The organism is Caulobacter segnis ATCC 21756 (assembly GCF_000092285.1).
Lineage (GTDB): Bacteria > Pseudomonadota > Alphaproteobacteria > Caulobacterales > Caulobacteraceae > Caulobacter > Caulobacter segnis.
In genome coordinates, this window is sequence record NC_014100.1 from 447867 (window position 1) to 469516 (window position 21650).

Annotated in this window: 16 protein-coding genes, 1 tRNA gene and 1 pseudogene; 12 read left to right on the forward strand and 6 right to left on the reverse strand. The window is 61.8% G+C overall.

Features of this window, described 5'->3' with window-relative positions; all coding sequences use genetic code 11:
- Positions 1–8: 8 nt before the first annotated feature.
- The 8 genes and pseudogenes from CSEG_RS02235 to CSEG_RS23060 form a co-directional block, all read left to right on the forward strand.
- The gene (locus CSEG_RS02235; RefSeq protein WP_013077627.1) at positions 9–761 is read left to right on the forward strand and encodes an ABC transporter ATP-binding protein; all 753 of its coding nucleotides are present in this window, start codon (positions 9–11) and stop codon (positions 759–761) included.
- Entirely contained in the window at positions 758–1678 is a 921-nt protein-coding gene (locus tag CSEG_RS02240) for a class I SAM-dependent methyltransferase (RefSeq protein WP_013077628.1), read from the forward strand. The genes CSEG_RS02235 and CSEG_RS02240 overlap by 4 nt, the downstream gene beginning before the upstream one ends.
- Positions 1675–4131 (forward strand): glycoside hydrolase family 99-like domain-containing protein, encoded by a 2457-nt coding sequence (locus CSEG_RS02245; RefSeq protein ID WP_013077629.1) that lies wholly within the window; start codon positions 1675–1677, stop codon positions 4129–4131. Before CSEG_RS02240 ends, CSEG_RS02245 begins: the two co-directional genes overlap by 4 nt.
- A gap of 8 nt (positions 4132–4139) precedes the next feature.
- On the forward strand, positions 4140–5384 hold the full coding sequence (locus CSEG_RS02250) for a glycosyltransferase family 61 protein (RefSeq protein WP_157952253.1): 1245 nt from the start codon (positions 4140–4142) through the stop codon (positions 5382–5384).
- A 2-nt stretch (positions 5385–5386) separates the two neighbouring features.
- Complete coding sequence (locus tag CSEG_RS02255) at positions 5387–6562, forward strand: glycosyltransferase family 61 protein (protein ID WP_013077631.1); 1176 nt, start codon at positions 5387–5389, stop codon at positions 6560–6562.
- Positions 6559–7650, forward strand: a complete 1092-nt coding sequence (locus tag CSEG_RS02260) for an esterase-like activity of phytase family protein (protein WP_013077632.1) — start codon at positions 6559–6561, stop codon at positions 7648–7650. The genes CSEG_RS02255 and CSEG_RS02260 overlap by 4 nt, the downstream gene beginning before the upstream one ends.
- Before the next feature lie 78 nt (positions 7651–7728).
- Positions 7729–7805 (forward strand) — tRNA-Arg (locus CSEG_RS02265).
- A gap of 1477 nt (positions 7806–9282) precedes the next feature.
- Positions 9283–9735: pseudogene (locus CSEG_RS23060) on the forward strand (hypothetical protein); the annotation flags it as partial.
- Positions 9736–10056: 321 nt separating this feature from the next.
- On the opposite strand, the gene CSEG_RS23065 reads toward CSEG_RS23060, so the two are convergent.
- The 6 genes from CSEG_RS23065 to CSEG_RS02280 form a co-directional block, all read right to left on the reverse strand.
- On the reverse strand, positions 10057–11112 hold the full coding sequence (locus CSEG_RS23065) for a hypothetical protein (RefSeq protein WP_227878875.1): 1056 nt from the start codon (positions 11110–11112) through the stop codon (positions 10057–10059).
- Positions 11113–11969: 857 nt separating this feature from the next.
- The gene (locus CSEG_RS21805) at positions 11970–12917 is read right to left on the reverse strand and encodes an O-methyltransferase (protein ID WP_013077633.1); all 948 of its coding nucleotides are present in this window, start codon (positions 12915–12917) and stop codon (positions 11970–11972) included.
- The gene (locus tag CSEG_RS21810; RefSeq protein ID WP_013077634.1) at positions 12918–14264 is read right to left on the reverse strand and encodes an ATP-binding protein; all 1347 of its coding nucleotides are present in this window, start codon (positions 14262–14264) and stop codon (positions 12918–12920) included.
- A 108-nt stretch (positions 14265–14372) separates the two neighbouring features.
- On the reverse strand, positions 14373–15290 hold the full coding sequence (locus CSEG_RS21415) for an HNH endonuclease (protein ID WP_013077635.1): 918 nt from the start codon (positions 15288–15290) through the stop codon (positions 14373–14375).
- 9 nt (positions 15291–15299) lie between these two features.
- Positions 15300–15728 (reverse strand): very short patch repair endonuclease, encoded by a 429-nt coding sequence (locus CSEG_RS21420; RefSeq protein WP_013077636.1) that lies wholly within the window; start codon positions 15726–15728, stop codon positions 15300–15302.
- 5 nt (positions 15729–15733) lie between these two features.
- The gene (locus CSEG_RS02280; protein WP_208854794.1) at positions 15734–16945 is read right to left on the reverse strand and encodes a DNA cytosine methyltransferase; all 1212 of its coding nucleotides are present in this window, start codon (positions 16943–16945) and stop codon (positions 15734–15736) included.
- 267 nt (positions 16946–17212) lie between these two features.
- Here CSEG_RS02280 and CSEG_RS22410 point away from each other — a divergent pair, with 267 nt between their 5' ends.
- The 4 genes from CSEG_RS22410 (at position 17213) to CSEG_RS02295 (ending at position 21486) form a co-directional block, all read left to right on the forward strand.
- Entirely contained in the window at positions 17213–18199 is a 987-nt protein-coding gene (locus CSEG_RS22410) for a hypothetical protein (protein ID WP_157038963.1), read from the forward strand.
- Positions 18200–19227: 1028 nt separating this feature from the next.
- On the forward strand, positions 19228–19749 hold the full coding sequence (locus tag CSEG_RS02285) for a hypothetical protein (RefSeq protein ID WP_013077640.1): 522 nt from the start codon (positions 19228–19230) through the stop codon (positions 19747–19749).
- A 102-nt stretch (positions 19750–19851) separates the two neighbouring features.
- Positions 19852–20316, forward strand: a complete 465-nt coding sequence (locus tag CSEG_RS02290; RefSeq protein WP_041538149.1) for a helix-turn-helix domain-containing protein — start codon at positions 19852–19854, stop codon at positions 20314–20316.
- 9 nt (positions 20317–20325) lie between these two features.
- The gene (locus CSEG_RS02295) at positions 20326–21486 is read left to right on the forward strand and encodes a tyrosine-type recombinase/integrase (protein ID WP_013077642.1); all 1161 of its coding nucleotides are present in this window, start codon (positions 20326–20328) and stop codon (positions 21484–21486) included.
- The last annotated feature ends 164 nt before the right edge of the window (positions 21487–21650 follow it).

Sequence of the window (21650 nt, forward strand, 5' to 3'; positions counted from 1 at the left end):
AGACGGCGATGACCCACCAGATCAAGCTGACCGACGTCGATCTCGACTACTTCGTCTACAGCCTGCGCTCGCAGTCGCTGCGCAGCGCCGTGTTCAATCTCGCGGTCGGCGGCAAGATGTACAAGGCCGCCGGTGACGTGGCCGCGGTCAAGGCGCTGTCGGAGATCAACCTCGAGATCAACGAAGGCGACCGCATCGCCCTCGTGGGTCACAACGGGTCGGGCAAGACGACCCTGCTGAAGGTCATCGCGGGCATCTACCACCCGACCCGGGGCGAGCTGCATATCGACGGCGACATCACCTCCATGATCGCCATCAACGCCGGCATCGACATGGAGGCCACCGGCCTTCGCAACATCCACAAGCTGGGCCTGATGCGGCGCTTGCCGCGCAAGGTGATCGACAGTCGGGTGGACACGATCGCCGAGTTCTCGGGCCTCGGCGATTTCCTGCACCTGCCGGTGCGCACCTATTCGGCGGGCATGCTGGCGCGCCTGATGTTCTCGGTCGCGACCGAGTTCGAGGCCGACATCCTGGTGCTGGATGAATGGCTCAGCGCTGGCGACGCCGATTTCGTCAAGAAGGCCGGCCTGCGCATGCAGAAGATGGTCGAGGACGCCAAGATCGTCGTCCTGGCGACCCACGACCACGACCTGGTCCGCCGCGTCTGCAACCGCGTTTGCGAGCTGAAGGCCGGCCGCATCGCTTTCCTTGGGTCCACCGAGGACTGGCTGGCCTATCGGGAAACCCAAGCCGCATGACCGACGCCGTCCGCCCCCTCGCCCATGAGGACATCAGGGGCGTCGAGCTCGACGCCTGGATCGCGCGTCTGAAGCGTTCGGTCGCCGAGCGCGTCCAGGATGGCCGGGTTTTCCCCGACTTCCCTTCCGCCGAGGTCCAGCGCCAGTTCGTGGGTTCGGCCTATGAGGACGCGCTGGACGAAGCCGGCAAGTTCTACGCCTTCGCCCAGGAGAGCATGGTCGACAAGGCCTACAAGCGTTCCCCCGGCAAGGGCTATCTCGACTTCGGCTGCGGTTGGGGGCGGATCGCCCGTTTCTTCCTGCGCGACTTCTCGTCCGAGAACATGGTCGGCGTCGACATCGACCCGGACATGGTCGCCTTCTGCGCCGGCGCCAATCTGCCAGGCCAGTTCGAGACGATCGCCAATGGCCAGCCTCTGGCGTTCGATGATGGATCGTTCCGCCTGATCACCGCCTATTCGGTGTTCACCCACCTGCCGCCGCACCTGTTCCGGGCCTGGCTGGCGGAGTTGCTGCGCGTCCTGGCGCCCGGCGGCCTCCTGGTGTTCACCGTGGAGCCTCCGCGCTTCCTGGATTTCCTCGAGGCGACGGACGTCAACTCGCCGAACGCCTGGCTGGCGGCGCTGTCGGTCTACAAGGACCTTCTGCCGGGACTGCGCGAGGATCTGTCGCGCGAGGGGATCGCCTATCTCCCTTCCGGCGGCGGCGCCTATCGCGAGCGGGACGTCTATGGCGAGACGGTCGTAACGGCCAAGTTCGTCGCCAAGGAAGCCGCGCCGCACGACGGCGAGGTCGTGCGCTATGTCGACGATCCCGCCCAGTTCTGGCAGGCCGCGGTAGTGATCCGCAAGCGCCCGCCCGCGGGTCGGGGCGGTCTCCTGTCGCGTCTGCTGGCCGGGCTCACGGGCAAGGCATGACGACGCTTCCCTCCAGTCTCAAGCCCGGCCGCGACGTCTCCATCGAGGGCGTCGACGCCGAGGGACGCGTCGTGCTGGTCGGAACCGGCGACGATCCGCAGATGATCTGGACACCGACCAAGGCCGAACGTGCGGCCCTGCGCGCCGCCCGCACGGTGCGGGTCGACGTCAAGCTGGAAGCGCTCGAGGGCGAGCTGGTCGGTCCAGCGCTGTTCGCCGACTGGGGCGACGGCTTCTCCGAGGACTCCTATGCGCGGCTGAAGGCGGGGCCCGACGGCTGGTTCGCGTCGCTGCCCGCCCGCAGCCGGCAACTGCTGCGCCTTCGCCTCGATCCCTCCGAGGGCGTATGCCGCTTCACGGTGCTTGATATCGCGGTCAAGCCCGCGGGCCATCTGGGCAAGGATCCCCGTGGCTGGAAGGGCGTGGCGATCCAGGCGATCAAGCCGGCCCTGGGCCCGCTGCGCCAGCCTGTCGGCGCCGCCTGGCGAACGGGGCGCGCGGTCGTAGAACAGGTTCGCGCCCGCCGCGCCAAGAGCGCCGACGCTGGGCCGGTCCGCGCGGCCTATGCCCACGCCATCCAGGTTTCCAAGAACCTGCGCAGCCCGCACTTCGCCGCGCCGATCGCCACCCCCTTCACGCTGCCGGCCGACGCGCCGAAGGTCGTGGCCTTCTACCTGCCGCAGTTTCATCCGTTCCCGGAAAATGACGCCTGGTGGGGCAAGGGCTTCACCGAGTGGACCAACGTCTCCAAGGCCCAGCCGCAGTTCCTGGGCCACTATCAGCCGCGTCTGCCGGGCGACCTCGGCTTCTATGACCTGCGCCAGCGCGAGGTGATCGGCCAGCAGGTCGAACTGGCCAAGGGGGCAGGCGTCCACGCCTTCTGCTTCCACTACTACTGGTTCGCCGGCAAGCGGCTGCTGGAGAAGCCGATCGAGCTCTATCTGGCCGATCCGACGCTGGACCTGCCGTTCGCGCTGTGCTGGGCCAACGAGAACTGGACGCGCCGCTGGGACGGCGACGAGACCGACGTCCTGATGGCGCAGAAGCACTCGCCCGAGGACGACGAGGCCGTCTTTGAGGACATGGCCCGCTACATCCGCGATCCGCGCTACCTGCGGGTGGGCGGCAAGCCGATCCTGGTGCTCTATCGCCCCGAGATCCTGCCGGAAGCCAAGGCCACCACCGAGCGCTGGCGGGCCAAGGCGCGGGCCATGGGGCTGGGTGAGCTTCACCTGCTCTGCACGACGGCCTTCGGTTTCCAGGACTACGCCGGGCATGGCTTCGACGGGATCATCGACTTCCCGCCGCACGCGATCGTCGAGGGCGAGATCACCAAGGCGGTGACTCCGCTGCACGAGAACTTCACGGGCAAGGTCTACGACTACCCGGCGGTGGTCCGGCACAAGCTGTCGGAGCTTTCGCGGGTCGACGCGGCCTACGTGCCCGGCGTCATGCCCGGCTGGGACAACCAGGCGCGCAAGCCCTGGGCCGGCCACGCCTTCCACAACGCCGATCCCGAAAGCTATCTGACCTGGTTGTCGGGCGCGCTGACGCACGCGGTCGCTCGTCATCCGAAAGGCGAGGCGATGGTGTTCGTCAACGCCTGGAACGAGTGGGGGGAGGGCGCCTATCTGGAGCCGGATCGCTGGTTCGGTCACGGCTATCTGCACGCCACCCGCGCCGCGCTCAGCGCCTATCAGCCGCGCCTCACCGACGCCCATCCGCTGGTGGCGCAGGCCCAAGCCGCGTTCGTCAAGCGCGCCGACGCGGTGACGTTGCTGCATCTCTTCTACCCGGAACTGATCGACTGGTTCGCGGAGCGGCTGGCCGCCACGGCTGACGTTCTGGACCTGATGATCACCGTGCCGGAAACCTGGAGCGAGGCCGATCTCGCCCGCGCCCGCGCGACCTTCCCGATGGCGCACTTGGCGATCGCCGAGAACCGCGGTCGCGACATCCGGCCGTTCGTAGAGACCCTGCGCCGAGCGCGGACCCTGGGCTACTCGGTGTTCTGCAAGCTACACTCCAAGCGCTCGCCGCACCGGGCCAAAGGCGATGAATGGCGCGCCGAGCTGGTCGACGGCCTGCTGGGCGGTGAGGCGGCCGCCCTAGCGCTGCGCGCCTTCGCCCAGGACGCGAAGCTGGGTCTGCTCGCCGCGGCCGGTTCACGGTTGCGGATCGGCGATCCGGACGTGATGAACAACAATCGTCAGGACGCCGACCGCCTTGCGCGGCGGATGGGCCTGAAGCTGGCGCCCGAGACGCCCTTCTCCGCTGGCTCGATGTTCTGGGGACGGACGGAAGCTTTCGCGCCGCTCTCCGACCTGACCGACGCCGAGATCGATTTCGGGCCGGAGCTGGGCCGCGTCGACGGCACGACCGCCCATGCGATCGAGCGCCTGACCGCCGCCATCGTCGCCCGGGCCGGCTATCGCGCGAGCTTCGAACTATGAGGCGGGCCGTGAACCTCGCCCGCCGGGCCGCGCGTCGCCTGAAGGCGATGCTGCCCGATCGCCCACCGCCCGCCGGAACGCCGCTCGCGCTCGTGTTCGAGGAGGATGTGCTGCCGCGCGTTGAGAACGTGCTGATCGGGCCGTCGCCAACGAGGCCGGGCGCGATCTCCCAGGCCGTCGCCCAGGTTATTTTGGACGAGCCCGAGACCCGGGCGCTTCTGGGCGGCCGCAGCGGCGGCGTCGACGTTCCGCCCTGGGCCCATGGCGCCAACGGCGTGCTGCGTTCGCGCGTGGACCTCGTGCGTGCGCCCGATGTCTGGCACGCCCCGGCCTATGGCGCGCTGTTCAACGACCAGGGCCAGGTCTTCCACAAGGCGATCCACGAAGCCCTCTATCTGACGCCGACCCTGGGTCTGCTGCCCGGCGTGACGGTCGAGGGGGAGGGGAGCGACGCCAAGGCGATCTTCCGGCCGCCCGAGGACGTCCCGACGCTGGACCGCGCGACCGTCTTCATGGCGTGGGGCGGCCTGCATAACTACGGCCATTTCCTGATCGATTGCCTTCCGGCCTTGGCGACCGCCATCCAGGCGGGAGCGACCGAGCGGTTCCCGGCGATCGCCCCGCCGATGCTGCCCTGGCACCGGGAGCTGCTCTCGCTGATGCTGGGTCCCCAGTCCATCCCGCAGGTGATCGAAGCGCCGCTGGTGCGCATCAAGGACGCCATCTTCGCGACGGCGATGGATCACTTCCTGCACGCGCCCAACGCGCCGCTCGATTTTGTGCGCGACCGGGTCCTGTCCGCCGCGGCCGTCGACCCCGGCGCGGGCGCCAAGAAGATCTATGTCAGTCGCCTGGGATCGCTAAAGCGGATCCTGGTCAACGAGGCCGAGCTTGAGGCGGCGCTCGCTGCGCGAGGCTTCGCCATCGTCAAGCCCGAGGCCTTGTCGGTGCGCGAGCAGGTCGCGCTGTTCCATCAAGCGGACGTCATCGTCGCTCCCGCCGGCGCGGCCCTGGCCAATGTGCTGTTCTGCCGTCCCGGCGCGAAGATCATCGAGCTGCAGCCCAGCAACTTCACGGGCGTTTGGGTGCGCAACATCGCCCTGCTCGCCGGCGTCGACTGGCGCGCCTTCTTCGCGCCCTCGCCGCTCAGCGAGACCGAGGTCTATCTGGAAGGTCACCATCGGCCGAACGCCGAGTTCAGCTGGCGACTGGATCTGGAGGCGTTCCTGACCTTCCTGGACGACAGCCTCTAGCGATGGTTGCTTCGGTCGACATTTCCGACTGCGACCGGGTTTCGATGTCGGAGGCGCTGGCCGGCGCGCATCGCGCCGCGCGCGTGCCGCTCATGGCCTCCAGCGGCCGCATTCCGCCGCGACCCATGCTCTGGCCCTGCGACGGCGACCTGCTGAACGCCTTGCACGACCAGGATTCCGTGGTGGCGCCCGACATCGACCTGATGGTCGCGCATCGCGTCGTCGTCGGCGGCGGCGGCGCGCACGTCAAGCTCGACGACGTGCTGGTCTACGCCGAGGGCCCTTATCCGGCCTACATCAAGTACTGGTACGACAACGACATCACGCCGCAGGCCTGGGACTTTCGCGCGCCGGCGCGCCTCAGTCTGCCCAAGGCCTTCGTGATCACCCATTTCAACTACGTCTGGGGTCACTGGCTGACCGAGATGTACCCGAAGCTCTTCCTGATCCGGGCCCTCGTCCAGGCCGGGGTGGTCGCGCCGCTGCTGCTGCCCGCCTCGGCGCCCGCCTACATGACCCGGATCGCCCGCAGTCTCATCCCCGACCTTGAGATCGTCACCTACAACTCCCTCCACCAGGCGGTTGAGGTTGGGACGGTTCTGCTGCCGCACATGCTGCATCGGGACTACCATTTCCACGACTTCCTGCGGTGGGAGCTGGAGCGCGAAGCCCTGGCCTGGCCGCGCGCCGGCGGCTTCGACAAGCTGTTCGTCAGTCGCGGCGGCGTGCGCACGCCCGAGTCCTTCCGGGAGATGGAGAACGAGGCCGAGATCGAGGGGATCGCCCAGGAGCTGGGCCTGACGTTGCTGCGTCCCGAGACCTTGTCCTGGAGCGAGCAGGCGCGGATCTTTTCGAGAGCCGCCGTCGTCGCCGGCGAGTTCGGGTCCGGCCTGCACAACGCCCTGCTGTCGCCGCCCGGCTGTCAGGTCGTCTCCCTGAACTGGCTGGTCGAGGTGCAGTCCCGTATCGGCAACTTCCGGGGGCACGACGTCGGCTACATCCTCCCGGACGACGGCCGCGCGCGTCTGCACACGATCGAGCCCCAGAAGCAGCCGTTCAGGATCGATCCCGAGGATTTCCGCCGCAAGCTGGGCTTTGCGGTCGAGCGGGCCGAGGCGAGGGCGCCGATGGCGGGTTGGGATGACGGGCCCATCGTGGGTCCGGGGCTTCGGCTATGAAGACGCGCCTGCTCCCGCTGCTCCTGGCCCTGCTGGCCGGCGCCCCGGCCGAGGCCGCGCCCCGCGTCTCGCTGCTCAAGGCCTGCGCGACGCCCAAGGGGATCGTCTTTCAGGGCGGCGGCTATGGCGGAATCTCGGGGATCGACCACGACCCCCGCTCTGGCCTTTGGGCGTTCATCAGCGACGACAAGTCCGAGCGCGGTCCATCCCACGCCTTCCTCGGGCGGCTCGATGTCCGGCCCGGCGCGCCCTGCGGACCGATGCTGCAGACGATGATCCCCCTACGCCGTGAGGACGGGGTGACCTTCCCGGATCGCAAGGCGGGGACCGAGGCGGCCGACGGCGAGGCGATCCGCTTCGATCCCAAAAGCGAGGACCTGCTCTGGGCCACGGAAGGTGATTTCGAGCACGGCGATCCGCCGGCCATTCGGCGAATGGGCCGGGACGGGCGGCCCACCGCCCGCCTCGTTGCGCCCGACGGCCTCCGCTTTGAGCCCGGCGGCCGCACGGGCGCTCGCAAGAACGCCACCTTCGAGGGGATGTCATGGTCCGCTGACGGACAATCCCTGTGGGTCTCCATGGAAGGGCCCCTGGTCCAGGACGGTCCGATCCCTTCGGTCGCCGAGGGCGGCCTCGTCCGCCTCAGCCGTCTGGACGGTTCCGGGCGTCTCTTGGCCCAATACGCCTACCGCATCGACCCTGTGCAGGCCGGTTCGCCGGTGGGCGTGGGGGATAATGGCGTCAGCGAGATCCTCGTGCTGGACGCCCAGCGGCTGCTGGTTCTGGAACGCTCGGGGATCAAGGGCGGCGATGGCCGATACGCCTATCATGTCCGCCTCTATCTGGCGGACCTGTCGCGGGCCGAGGATGTTTCGCGGCGTCCCAGCCTGGCGGAGGGGCCCGTCCGCGCCGTCCATAAGCGGCTTCTGCTGAACTTCGACCGTCTGGGAATCCGGATCGACAACCTGGAGGCCATGGCGTGGGGGCCGCGTCAGAAGGACGGCGCGCGGACCCTGGTGCTGGCCTCGGACGACAACCATGACGCCAGCCAGATCAACCAGATCCTGGTTCTTAGCGTCAGGCCCTAGGACGTGAGCGGCTTCACACCCGCCTGGGGTTCGCACGCCCGCCAACTTGCGCTATGCACCCTGACCCGCGCGCGCCGCGGCCCGGTAGCTCAGCAGGATAGAGCAGCGCTTTCCTAAAGCGAAGGTCGGGGGTTCGAGTCCCTCCCGGGCCGCCAGCGAATGGCCTTTAAAAACAGATACTTATGCGCCATCTTCTCTGCGAAATGGCCCAGGTGATCTCGGAACAAAGCCGATCAAATCGGACGGTTCGGGACTCGAATCCCCGGAATAGTCCCGAATATTGTTCCCCTTTCATTCGTGTCGCTGGGGTGCTTCCGCCCGAGCATGGTTGATCGGGTCGCATGGCGTCTTCAACGAAAAGCGGGCCCACTGCTGGTTCAGAGTCTGAGCGGCGCGGTCGGAAGCCGGAGCCGATAGAAGACCGCCCCGCGCCGTTATGGTCGGAGTGGATCGACCCGGCAGGCTTTTCAGAAGCTCTCGACCTGCATATGCGCCGTCACGGCGACACCGGCTACAGATTGCAGAAGGCCCTTTCTGCGCTGGGGCCAACAGTGAACGTGACGACATTGAGATTGTGGGCGGCGGGGCTCGAAGACGCCCGGTGACGCTTCGAGCTTGCGAACCTTGGAGCGGATAGAGGCTCGATACGGTCTTCCTCCAGGTTACTTTCGGGTCAAGCTCCCGTCGACTGGTAAGGCAGTCGCTGGTCATCACTTACCGAACCTCAGCGCACCCGAGCGTCGTCGTCTCGCCTGGCACCTTCCTCGCGACTTTGATCGGCTGCCACGGGCTAAACAGCAAGAAATCGTCAGTTGGGTCCGTAGCGTCATAATCTCGGGATCTACAGATTATCGCCGCTATCAAGCCGGCGCAGCGCGACAACGATTTTCGGTTCGGTTCTCTAGTGCGCCTGGGCGAGTCCGAGAGAAGCCGATATCACGAGAAGATCGCGCGGAAGACCCGTTGGGCATCGTCGCCGCGCCCTATCCGCTCAATGAAGAAATGGCCGGACTGTTGGCCTTTAAAACCGCGACCCTGAGCGCTCGTGGAGTGCAGCGTTCCGGAGTTTGGGGACCTGAGACTGCATCGCTGAAGGCTGAACATCTGGGCTTGCTATTTGGGGCTCTAGTAGCGGCGCCGGCCAGCGAAATCCGCGGTGCAGGTGTTGCCCCTCACCAACTCACATTCGCGCTGCTCGCCTTCCCCTCGATCTGGGATTGGTACCTTGAGTGGCGCCGCGCCAAGCGCGGCTTCTATACAGGGTGGGAAATCGAGATGCTTATGCTCTGCGCGGCTCTCACCCGAGAGGGCGTGGGCTGGCTGAGGCAGAACCCTCAATTGGCCGAGCGGCTGACACCGATCAGCGGCTTGATATCTGAGACAGAAATCGGCGAGGCGCGCGACAATTGGAGCGCCGCGTGTGATCGGGCCCGTCGCCATGCGTTGCATCGTGCAAAGGAGCTCTCTCGAATAGCCACGGTGCATCGGGATCCTTTCGAACCCATCCTCGCAATTCTGGAATCCGACAGCCCGCTAAACGGATATCGCTTGATCACCGAAGAGATACTCCGTCGTGCGCCCAACCCGCGCCGATACCCCGTCCCGGCGGCTGAGTCCTGTCGGGCCTTCCTGATGCTTCGGTTTGGACTACACTTGGGCGTTCGACAGAAGAACTTGCGTCAGTTGCTCGTCTGTCCACGCGGCTCGATGCACTCCTCGGAACGCCGTCTCGAGACGTCAAAATGCGGCGAGCTACGATGGAACGACCGGGGGAAAGTATGGGAAGTTTTCATACCAGCCTCCGCATTCAAAAACTCAGGCTCTTCCTACTTCGGTCGGCAACCATTCTGCTTAGCCCTAAGGGACTTGGGCGGGCTGTATGAACAAATCGATATCTACTTGAATAAGCACCGGCCGCGCCTTCTCGGTGCGATGCCGGACCCCGGGACCTTCTTCGTAAAGACGGTGAAGGCGAACAGCAAAAGCGCGGCCTACGATCAGAACACGTTCTATGAAGCGTGGCGCCTCGCCATACAAAGATACGGCATTTTCAATCCATACACCGGTCGCGGAGCGGTGAAAGGTTTATTGCCTCATGGCCCTCACAACGTGCGCGATGTACTCGCCACGCACGTGCTCAAACAGACCGGCTCATACGAGCAGGCGAGTTACGCAATCCAAGATACGCCCGAGACTGTGGCCAAGCACTACGGCCGGTTTTTACCTAAGGACAAGGCCGCTCTGGCGGCTCAGATCCTCAATAAGGCTTGGGAGAACGTGTGAAAGCTACTGTCGCCCTATGGCAAGGCTAGGTGCGTGACGAGGGCCGAGATTCTGAGATTGGTTAGTCAGCCTAGGTCGGCTCTCGAATTGAGACGTGGCACCTGAGCGCAGAGCGCTGAATTCTCACGAGCCCCGCGGCGGATTCAGAAGTAAGAACCTCAAAAGCGGTAAAGTGTCATTTCTAATAATTTTCAACTTACCGCTATCGATTAAATCCCCCTCATGAACGACGCCATTAAGTTCCTTTAGGTGTTTTCCGAACTTCGTTCGAGCGGTAACGCATTCCCTCCTTGCCTCAACAGGGAAGTAGTCATCATTTTTGTTGAGCCAGTCTAGCGTTTGGCGAAATGTGGGGCGGAAGGCCTTCTTCTGCACTTCATCGAATGGGCGGCCTGCGGCGGCCTGCTCGTCAAACACGGCTTGCCTAACGCTCGCGTATTTTCCTGCCTTCTTGATATTCTCGAAGAGCGCAGCTTCGATCAGGGCGCGAAAGAGCATCGCTCCGGAGTAGCAGCGTTCGATGTCCAGATAGCGAGCCTCATACATTAGTGCGCGCACTTTCGGGTGAGTGAGCTCAACTTCGCACTCCGGGAGAAGCGTCAGCCAATTTTCGTTGTGATCGCTCGCGTTCGGCACCTCAGAACCAGTCGAGGAAGAAGCTCCGGTGCCCGCAGTTGCTCCGTCCTCTCCGGACGCACGGTCCTTCCCGGACTTGGCCTTTCCTCGAGGCTGATTGCCACCACTCTTCGCTCCAGCCTTTGAACCTGATTTACCGGCTCGATCCTTTCGGGCCTTGCGACCCTCAGTTTTGTAGGTCTCTGCGAAAGCCTGAAGCTTGTCCCGAACCTCCCGGAAAGCGGAGGAGCTTACGTCGATGGTCGACTTCTTCGTGTCCCAGGGGAGCTTGCCCGCATCTTCGGCGACGAATCTAACCCAACCGACAAATCCATAGTATTCTTGGTGCCAGCTAGCCGTCCAACCAAGTTCCGGCTCGCGAACCGCGATGCGGATGATGCGATCATTACAGACGAAATACCAACCGTACTGATCCGTCAGATCTCCGATCACATCGCGATCATAACCGCTTTCGTCTGTGAGCCTGTAGGCCTCGTGCATTCCGGCGTCTACGAAAGCCTCACCTCCATCGGGCAACTGAAAATGCGATGCCTGAATGGCCACGGGTCCAGTCCGGCGGAGGCGCGGCCCGAACCCCTTGACGGGTTCCCCCTGAACGCTAATGCGCAGCCCCTTGGCGATGTACAGTCCGTAACGCCGGGAAAGAGAGTTTAGGACTGCTTCTTTCCAACCCCCATCCGCCAGCTCCTGCCGGACGCTGCTGCTAAGATCACTGATGCAAACCAACATCTTGCGGCGGCCCGAGGTGGGAACTCGATCCGCTTGGAGTTGTCGGCTATCGTTTCCGAAGTCCTCCTCCGAAAACCGAAACTTTGCAGCAAAAGAGCCTGTGTCAGTTGAAATTGCATACGATGCGCCAAGTCTAAGCAGGGCGCGCTTGAGTCCAATACCGAAATGGCCAATCCCATATCGATGGGAAGACAGAGACCCAGTCACGAATACGCGGCTTGTTAGGGCGGCTTCTTCGACGCCGGAGCAATTGTCTAGGAGGGAAATCGAATTGGAGCCAAACCTCAATGCAATTGAGTATCCTGCGTAGCTAGACACCAAGCCGTACTTATCGAGCGATGCGCCCGCCATTGAGAGAATTCGGTCTCTGGCCGCGTCAATCGCGTTGTCGATAAGGTCGTAGAGGCTCTCAAGCGTAGTGATGTCTTTTGTCAGTACGCTTTGCAGATAGCTCGCGTCGACACCTCGATTGATGAGAATGGTCGATGCCGCAGCGCCGTTCGGATCGTCGATGTTCTTCTCTCCAGTCGATCTCAGCCACTAGCGGCAATTGCCCAATGCACAGCCGCAACCTCAACGTTGGCTCGAATGCGATAGTCGGCAGCGGAAGAGATGCTGAAAAGAAAGCCACCAACTGACCTACGCAACATAGCCTGACGGTCCGGGTACTCTTAAGTCACGACCTGCAAAAAGGCCGGATACCTCTTGTAGTGTTCACAATAGGCAGCAAGTTGCTCCTCCTCCAAGTCGAAGCCTAAACGGCGCAACGCAGCCCGTGAAGGTGGCCGCGCGGCGGGAAGGAGTCTCTGTAGGGCCCCGACTTCCTTCAGCGTTAGAGGTGGTGCCTGAATGGGTATGGTCGGAGAGCCCGGCCATGTCGGCTCATTGACCGTCGCGCGAATAGCAGGGCGCGCTCCGAGGGCGGGAAGTACACCGCCGACGGTCAGCATTGGAGCGCCATCTCGGTACGACATGTTGAATGCCGGGACGTATCCGCCCGGACGGCCTAGCTGCACCGCCTTATCGATGATGTACGCCCTAAGGGAAGTTGAGAGGGTTTCTACGATGCTCTCGGCCTCGAAATTCGACGCGCCGTAATCTTGCGAAACGGAGTCCCCCAGTAGTCCTCGGATATACGCTTCACGCACGCGTGGGCTTTTGCCCAAACTTCCAGGTGATGCATTTATCGTTATGAGCAATATCGAGTTCTCTGACGCGTGCGTCATGACTGTCACGATGTCGTTGAGCACTTCCTGGGAAAGGGATCTATCGTAGTCTAGCCATACGATCCATTGCTTGGAGCAAAGTACTTCGTTGTTTGCCAGGTTCCCCAGGACGGCGTTCGAATCGCCTTCCTCGACCTTCACACTCTTAAAGGGGGCATTGAATCGAGCTCGAGCAGCTCCTATCGCCTTATTTTCAATCGATATCATATCGGTAATGCCCAACCGCCGGTGGGCAAGAATAAAGTCAGTGAACCAGACAGAGCCGAAGCCTATGTACAGGCTTGTGCGAAGAGGTACGACGCGATCAATTTGATCCAGGCCATCAAATACGATCTGTCTTTGAATAGCTTTATTGGGCCTGAGGCTGTAATTCACAGTGTCGAAAGACGCCATCTATTCGACCTCACCCACAAGTTCACGATAGGCGTAGTCGAATGAGCGGTTTCCAACCTCTCGAGCGGATAGGCCGGGATCGCCAAAGCCTTGGGCTAGGTCACGAACGAGCCGCTGGAGCTTCGGATATTGGATCGTGATTTCTTTTACGCGGGGCGCGCTTGTTAGCGTAGGATAGCTGAGCGTCTTATTGATGGGCAGATCAAACGCGGGGACATACTTTGCCCCACCCTCCAACGACTTTGCCTCTTCGAGGGCCGATTTGCGCTTGTTCGTGTAATCGATCCAAGCCCTTGTCAGCTCGATCATTCGCCCGATCGCGCCCTTATAGACCTGCCTATCGGGGTCTATGCTTCTCTTCGTGGTAGTCAATGGCAGGTCTTCGGTCGACTTTGCAGAGAAGTGAACAATACCTATGAAGCCGCGGTACTGAGGGTGCCAACGATTTTTGCCTTCGTAGCCCCAGCCAGTGATGATCGACTTGTCGGCAGCGAGCACCAGGCGATCGTTACAAAGGACATACCATCCCGAGCGATCTTCCTTCTCCGCGTCTTCATCGGGATCGTCCGACTCAGATGGTTGCGCCGCCATGCCGGAGATCAACTCCACCCGCACGTCTCTAAAGGTAAAATCAGCTCGGAAGGGCTTAATCGTATCGCTCTGCAATATTCCAAACTCGAATGGCCTAATCGCTTTTCCGTTTACCTTAATGGTGAGGCCATGAGATATAAATCGAGAGTAATCTCGCCCAAGAAGTCTGCGCATATTATTTTCAAAACCGGGGGTGGCAAATACAGCCGCCACCTCGTCGTTTAGATCCTTAACCACGATTTCTACGCCGGGTTTCGATAGCGGATCGGATGGACCTAGATCGAAATCCCAGGTTGGTGACTTCAGCCACTCCGGGACATCGATAGTCACTTCGAATGGCTCAGGCGCTGCCCCTTTCTTTGGAGGGCGGTTCGTGCTCCGAACGGATACCTGATTCCCGAGCTTGAAAACTGCTCGCTTCATACCGATACCGTAAACGCCGATGGTATAATCCTCGGGATCGTCATCCTCACGCCGGCCGAACGTAAATGCATAGTTGATCGCATCGTCTAGCGATATGCCGCCGCAGTTATCGACAATGCTGAAGCCATCTTCGGAGAAGTGGATCTCGACCAAAAATTTAGAGAAATCTATCTTTCCGTCGATGGTAGACGCAGGAGCGCCGAGCATCGAGCGTGCGCCATCTAGCGAATTGTCTACCAGGTCTAGAATGCAGTCTTCGAGCCGAATGTCTCGCGTAATGGTACGAACGAAAAATGCCTTAGTGGGATCGGCTTTTACGCGCGTGGCTTCCATATCGATGCCCCCTACAACTTAAGCGGACAATGGCTCAGCTAGCCTCGTCGCCGCAAGCCTTCTCATTTTAATGGTACCCAAATCGGCCGTGACGAACCTCCAGGCCGCTTAACCGATGCGATGAATTTCCCGGAATCTAGATCGGTGGCGGCTCAAGAACTGCTCCGCCGGCCAATGCTGTTGGTTAGCCGGGAGAGACAAGCGATCACCGCTTGAGCGAATTAGTGCGAGGAGACCAGTTGGTAGTCCCTGCGTGCCGATGAGTATGCCGTGATCTTCGCCGATCGAGATCAAGTGACGATCGAATAGCCAGTGAAGGGTGCCTGATAGCGCGATGCCGTTTGGCACGATGTCAGGTCCACCCTCCGCTACGGAAACGATGTGGGCGCCTTGAACTTCATAGTTTCCTCCGCGGTCCTTCAGGCTAAGGCCGCTGATCGCGCACCTCCAATGATATGCCGCGCCCACAGCACGTCTGAAATTTCGATCTCTGAGCTTCTTGTTGACCAGCAGCGATATGATCGCTCTTTCCCGTTGTGCCGCTGATGAAGCGGCCAGGCGTGAAGCAAGCAGGTCGAGCTCCGCGCGGTCCAAGTCGCCCTCGCCCGGAGAATCCCATAGATTTGAGAATCCTGCCTCAACTATACTTAGGAAATCCCCATCTTCCAAAGGCCGGACGGATTTTCCGCGGAGGTATAGGCCGAGTTGTGAGACGTTTTCCAAATCTCTCAGCGCGCGCTCGGAATATCTACCTTCTCTTAACCATGGAACGGGTTTCTCGAAGGGCGAATATCGCTCAATAATCGCGTAGTAATGCTTATCCAACATTGGGTCCGGCACAATAGCCGCAATTTTAGCTGTGGCGAAATACGCGAGATTTCCACCCGCTGCGCGCGGCTGACGGAAAACAATCCAATCATCGACGCAGGCTTCCATCACAGGAAGGTATCTGGATGGAAAATGGTATCGGGAGGATATGTCGTCGTCATATGCAGACGATACTTTTGCATCTAGAACCGCCTTCACGGTACCCCCCTATTTATCTCTCCGCTTCAGAAGACCGAATACGCGACTTAACCGCTCCGATATCGTCTTGAGGTCGCGCGTCTCGCACTCCCAAATCGTCTCAACGTTCCAGCCAAGAGCTCGAAGTTGACTTGTTACGCGGCGGTCCCGCTCGATGTTAGCTTCGAATTTTGCGCCCCAGAATTCCTGCCGGGACTTGGGCATGGAGGCCTTACGACACCCCTCGTGCCTATGCCAAAAGCACCCATGAACAAAGATAGCCACCTTGTGTCGGGGGAACACCAAGTCAGGCTTTCCAGGCAGGTCGGATCGATGCAAACGAAATCGCAAGCCCATCGAGTGGGCGATTGATCTGACGCGAAGCTCCGGGGTTGTATTCTCGCTTCTGACCCGCGACATCAACCAAGATCTTCGGTCTTCAGTCAGGCGATCAACCACCGATTCTACTCCGCCGCGATATCGATGTCGGGACCAGAGGACGTGGGAGTATGATTTTCGGCGGTACTTGAACTATTATCAGTTACAATTTTCAGGCAGCTTTTTATGGCATTGAATACCGCCTCCGCCATTATTGGCGAAACGCTGTTCCCTATCATCCGGAAGCTATGCCATATTGTCGGGTGAAAGACGTGATCGTCTGGGAAGCCTTGCAGTCGCGCAGCCTCCCGTACCGTTATGACGCGGTTGAATTTCGGGTGAATGGGACGCACCGCTTGATATGATCCGCGGTCGCTACCAGTTCCGGCGCGCAGTGTTGGACATTGCCCATCTGGCTTCAATCGCGGGTGCCGCCCAACCAGATCGAACGCTCCGGGTGCGACTTCAGAGAAGCGTCGCACCACGGCAGGTGTGTGGGCGGTGGCCATGTGGCCGGTGAAGACGCAATCTTTCGCTCGCAACTTTGATGCGTAGCTGGAAGGCTCAGCTTTGCCCTCGATCTTCCAGCGATCGAAGCCCTGCAGGCTTTCAGAGGGAGTCATTTCGACAGCACTCTCTAGATCTTCAATGGCCTGCTGAACTGTCGCAGCGGGGCGGCGTAGTTTCAGCAGCTCCGCCCTGTCGAAGGTCGCTCCAATATCCTTGCGTATTCCAACTACAAATATTCTATTCCGAACCGTAGCTGCACCAAAATCAGCGGCGTTGAATACCTCCGGCTCGGAGACCTTATAGTCCTCTTGGACGCTCGCGATCGCGTCCGTGAGCAGGGGGAGGGAGTCTGAATACTTAAGGCCTCTAACATTCTCCATGATGAAGAATGCGGGTTTTACTTCCTTCACCAGGCGGAAAAAGTGACCGAGAAGGAGGCGTCGCGGATCTGACACATCGCGACGACCGATGTCGCTAAACCCCTGACAGGGGGGGCCTCCGAAAAGGCCGAACACCTCGTCACCGACTTCCGCGCGAATCTTATCGCCGGTCAGCTCTCCGACGTCCTCATGCCGCAGTTTCGTTTGGGGAAAGTTGATCTCGTACGAAGACGTCAATGTCTTATCGAGATCGTAGGCCACGGCAACTTCGAAACCAGCGGCGTGAGCACCCCGGGAAAACCCCCCTGTGCCACAAAACAGCTCAACCAGCTTCATCGCATCGTTATCCACCACCCTGGCGAGCAGTCGTCCGTCATGTTGCCGCGATTCGATAGCCTCCAGCCGCAATTTTGCGACTTCAGTCCGGGAACCGCCAAAAAGGTTCCTCTGCACCGGGAATTGGCGGAGGTCCAGAGGTATGTTTCTGAACGTCAGGCCGCTCAAAGCCAAAGTAGGCACAGATAGCCGGCGAGAGCGAAATGGAGTTGGTTAGATTGTTTGGCTAGGGGAGCGCTCTGGAGGAATCTCTCGCGGAGCGTAGCCCTAAGGTGACCGGTGGTTGATCAGCCGGACGTCGCGGGCTCCGACGGAAGCTACGATAACTTAGGGTCTACCGTGATCGTTTCGAGTCATCCGATTCAGCGCCATGGGCGCGAGCTCGGGAACATCTTTGAACTTTTGGGCAGCGACGAAAATGCCATGACGTCTGCCTTCGGCTGGTGCCTGGCACGTGCTCCCGCCTTTCTAGACGCCGTTGCACGTCGGCTGGGCGGGGGCGTTCCGGGACCGACCGCTACTATTCTGCTGCAAGAGCGGGAGCCGGGGCTTGGCATAACCGACGTCGAAATTCGCGCTCCGGGCCGTGTCGCGTGGATTTTCGAAGCCAAAGCCGGCTTTAATCTGCCGAGCGAGGCTCAGCTCATGCTCTACGCCGCGCGACTAGCTGCAAAAGATCCACAGGCGGAGCGAAAACTTGTGGTGCTCGCTCGCGCTGACCGGCGCGAACTGATCCTCAGGGCAAGAGCTCCACGGTCAGTGGCAGGCGTCCCAGTTCAGGTCTTCTCGTGGGGCGAGGTCATAGCTTGCGCACGTGAAGCCTTATCGAAAGAAGGCGCTGAAGGTCGGCGACTCCTGCGCGATCTAATCGAATATTTGGGGAAGATCCTTGGGATGCAGATTGCTAGTTCGAACGAGGTTTACGTTGTCGCTTTGAACCGAGAAACCTTCGGCGGCGGACAGACGACCTTCCTGGACGTCGTAGAAAAGTACGGACGCTACTTCCACCCTGTTGGGGATGGATGGCCGCTAAATCCGCCGAACTACCTAGGTTTTCGCTACGATGGTCGCCTGCAGTCTGTCCATCATGTTGACGGCTATGAGGTCATAACCACTTTCACGGATCACTTCCCTGGGATCACGGAGGGTGAGATCCGACCCCACTTCCTGTATACGCTCGGACCACCCATTCGCCCCTCAAGCGATGTTAGAGCCGGACCGAGCGTTCTCCGTGCCGCACGCGTACGTGCTCACATCGACCTGCTACTTACCTGCGCCACTATTACCGACGCAGTTAAGCTCAGCAAAGAGCGCGCTTCCAACTGACCATGCCGATAGCCACCGCGGCGATGTGATGGCCTAGCGAGGCTTGGTTTTGGCCTCCAACGCAAAGCAAGTTCGATCCGGATTTAGATCCAGAATCGTATGGCAAGATAAAAGCACAGGGACTTTCACTCCCTAAGTGCATCATGGTTCTGAGAAATTTTAGGGACCTACTGCTTAACGCCGGTCCCTAACTCCCCGACTTATCGAAGCCGCTGAGTGACTTAGTCGGGACCAAATGCTGTCAGCACCTGGCCAGGTCCCGGATAAGTCTCTGTTTTCACATCAGAAGCTTTTGAAACCGGGACCTTCTGTCGAAACGAGGTCCCTGAAAAACCCCAACATGATCAGCGTCATAGACCAGAAAGGTCCCGGCGCTTTTATCTCGCCGTCTGGTTTTTAGGGAGAATTCCCCTGCTCCTGCCCCCCTCCCTAGCCACCTAAACAGGCCCGCTGAGGTCGGAAGACAAGCCAGTCGCCTCGGAGGGAAAGCGCCCTGAAGCGCTTGGTGGAACGAAAGGCCGGACGGGCTGCTGAGCGTCAAGGGTGGCGCCTTTGGCGCCATCGCGGAGCGACGGCGAAGCCGCCCTTGACCCTCAGCATCCCGCCCGGCAGAGGCTCGGCAAGCGCTTCAGGGCGAGCACCGACCTTTCAGGTCCGGGCTCTTACGAGCGCAGCCGAACACCAGGGCCGCCGTTGGCGTCGGCGCTGATGAAAATGACTCCACCATCTTCCAGGACACGCTGAACTCTATCCAGGGTGCGCGAATGCATGTCGCCCTTGCCGGACTCAAACCGCTGCACGGTCGAGGGAGCTACCTCGGCTGCGGCAGCAAGGTCTCGTACCCCTAACCCCAGTGCGGTTCGAGCTAACTTCACCTGTATGGGCGTGATAATCGACACGGAAATCGCATCCTCGCGCACAGTGTGTTGACTTAGTCGGTGCTCTGTGCGCATCCTTAAGCACTCAGAACTCGATTCCGCCCGATCTTAGCATGGATCGGACCGAGCGCTCGCGCCGGGAGCCCCAGCATGTTCAAACGTGAGGACGATCCGACCTCAGTTTCCCGCCGCACCCTCCTTGGCGCCGCGGCGGCGACGCCGTTGGTCTGCACTGGCGCCGAGGCCGCTTTGCCGCCGGCTCCCGAGAGCTTGGTCGGCCTATGCGCGGGGTGGCTTAAAGCTGACTTCGAGTCCGACGCTCTGTCCCGCCGTTGGGGAGCCTTGGAGATCCTCGCGGCCTCTGGATACGACTACTTCCGTCTCGACGATAACCAGCGTCGCCGGCTCCCGATGGGGCCAGAGATGGACGCGATCGAGGTCCAGCTCGACGTGCTGTCGAAGGAACGCGACCGGCGCTTCAAGGCGATCACGGCGCTGGAGCCGCGCAACCTCCACGAGGTGGCGAGCCTCCTGGTGATCGCCGCGCGCATGGACCTCTACATGCCGGGCGACACCGCGCCGCTGATCCATCAGGCGATCATGTTCCTGTCTTCGGCTGTGTGCCCGCGCTGCGGAGAGCCCTATGTGCCGCCCAGCCTGCCGAAGACCTGACACGACGAGCGCAAACCCGCCGATCGCCTGTCTTTGTGCGCCAGCGTACGACGTGCCGCTAACGTCGGTTGATCGCTCCCGCGACACGGCCATCGTGGCGAAATGGCACGTCGATCTCAGGCGACCCCGCCGCATCCGGACCTCTTCGACCACGGCCCCGTTCTGCCACCGCAAGCCGACGCGGCCGATCGTGGGTCGCCAACCTGCACCTGCGGCGGCTTCCAAGCCTGGCGAGCAGGTGAGGGGGCATCAACGGCCGCGAAGACCCTTGGTCCAATCACCGAGCATCGCTTCGCCGAGGCCTTCAAAGATCGCGCGCTTGCTTCGGCCAAGGTCGCAGCGAAGCTGGTCGGGCTCGACGTCGATACGCTCTCGGCCATGGCCGACGCCGGCATCATCCGGGCCGTCCGCAAAGGCCGCTTGCGCAGCTACACCGAGCACGCTCTGCGCGCTTACCTGCTCGATGGCCCCGATGCGCCATCGCACGCGCCAAGCGACCGGCGCCCCAGTGAGAAGCGCCGGGTTCGCGCGATCCCGTTTTCCAAGCGCCGCGCCGCTCCCCTGTAGGGCCGCGCCATGAGCGTCTACAAGCCCGCCAAGAGCCGCTTCTACCAGTACGACTTCCAGTACAAGGGAAAGCGCTACACGGGGTCGACCAGTGTCGCGACCATGCGCAAGGCCGAGGAGGTCGAGCGCAAGGTTCGGGCCGACGTCGCACTCGGCCTCTACGACGACCAGGCCGGCATGACGCTCGACGAGGCCGCCGGACAATGGTGGGAGGAGGTCGGCAAGCACCTGCGCACGGCCCGCGACGTCGAGCGACGGCTCGAGATCCTGCTGCGCCTGATGGGACCCGAAACCCGCCTCGTCGACATCACTACCCGCAAGGTGTCGACGGCGATCGAGAAGCGCCGCAGCGAGACCTTCCAGAAGGCGCCCGACCGACCGGGCAAGCCCGCCAAGCGCTACCCCATCAAGAACGCGACAGTGAACGGCGACATCATCGGCATGCTGCGGCGGATCCTGCGGCGGGCCGAGACCATCTGGGAGGTGAAGCCCATCCCCAAGATCAGCTGGCGCGCGCTCACCCTCAAGGAGCCGGAACCGGAGGTGCGGCTCTACACCGAGGCCCAGCAACAGGCCTGGCTCGACCAATGCGACCCTGTCACCCGCACCGCGCTCAGCCTGCTGCTGACCTACGGTCTGCGGCTTGGCGAACTCTTCTTCCCCCCCTCGGCCTTCGACCCCTCAGGGCCGCGCCTGGTGATCAATAAGCGGAAGCGCGGGGCCTTGCTGCTGCCGCTGCGCCAGGACCACGCCGACGATATCGCCGCCCGGGTCGCAGTGGCGATTAATGAGGGTCTGGAGACGGTCTGGTTCGAGGAGCTGGTAATCCCGGCCGCCGGCAAGCGGGAGCGGCGGGTGATGTATATCCCGCTGACCTATGGCGGCATCCAGGCGCGCATGCGCACCGCCGCCAAGCGGGCAGGGCTCAACATGCCGCGCCTGATCCACGGCACGCGTCATCACGCCGGGACGATGATGCTGGCCAAGAGCGGAAACCTGAAGCTGGCCCAGCAGTTGCTGGGCCATGCGGACATCAAGTCGACGATGCGCTATGCTCACGCCATGGACGGGGCGCTGCGCAATGTCCTCGAGAATTTGGACCCCGTCCGCAAGTCCCCTGATAGTCCCGAACCGGTCGTTCGGCGCAGGTCCCGGAGCATTAAGTCCTGAGGGAAATATAGGGGTCTGTCTTCCCCTTCCTAAAGCTTCTGACGTTGGCGTCGGAGCTTCGCACCTCGGTGGAAAACTTCTTGGAAAACTGCCTCGACGCTGATCACCGGCCTTTCGCGCCGTGGGCACGTCAGTCGCGTCGAGTTGGATTAGCGTCACCTGCG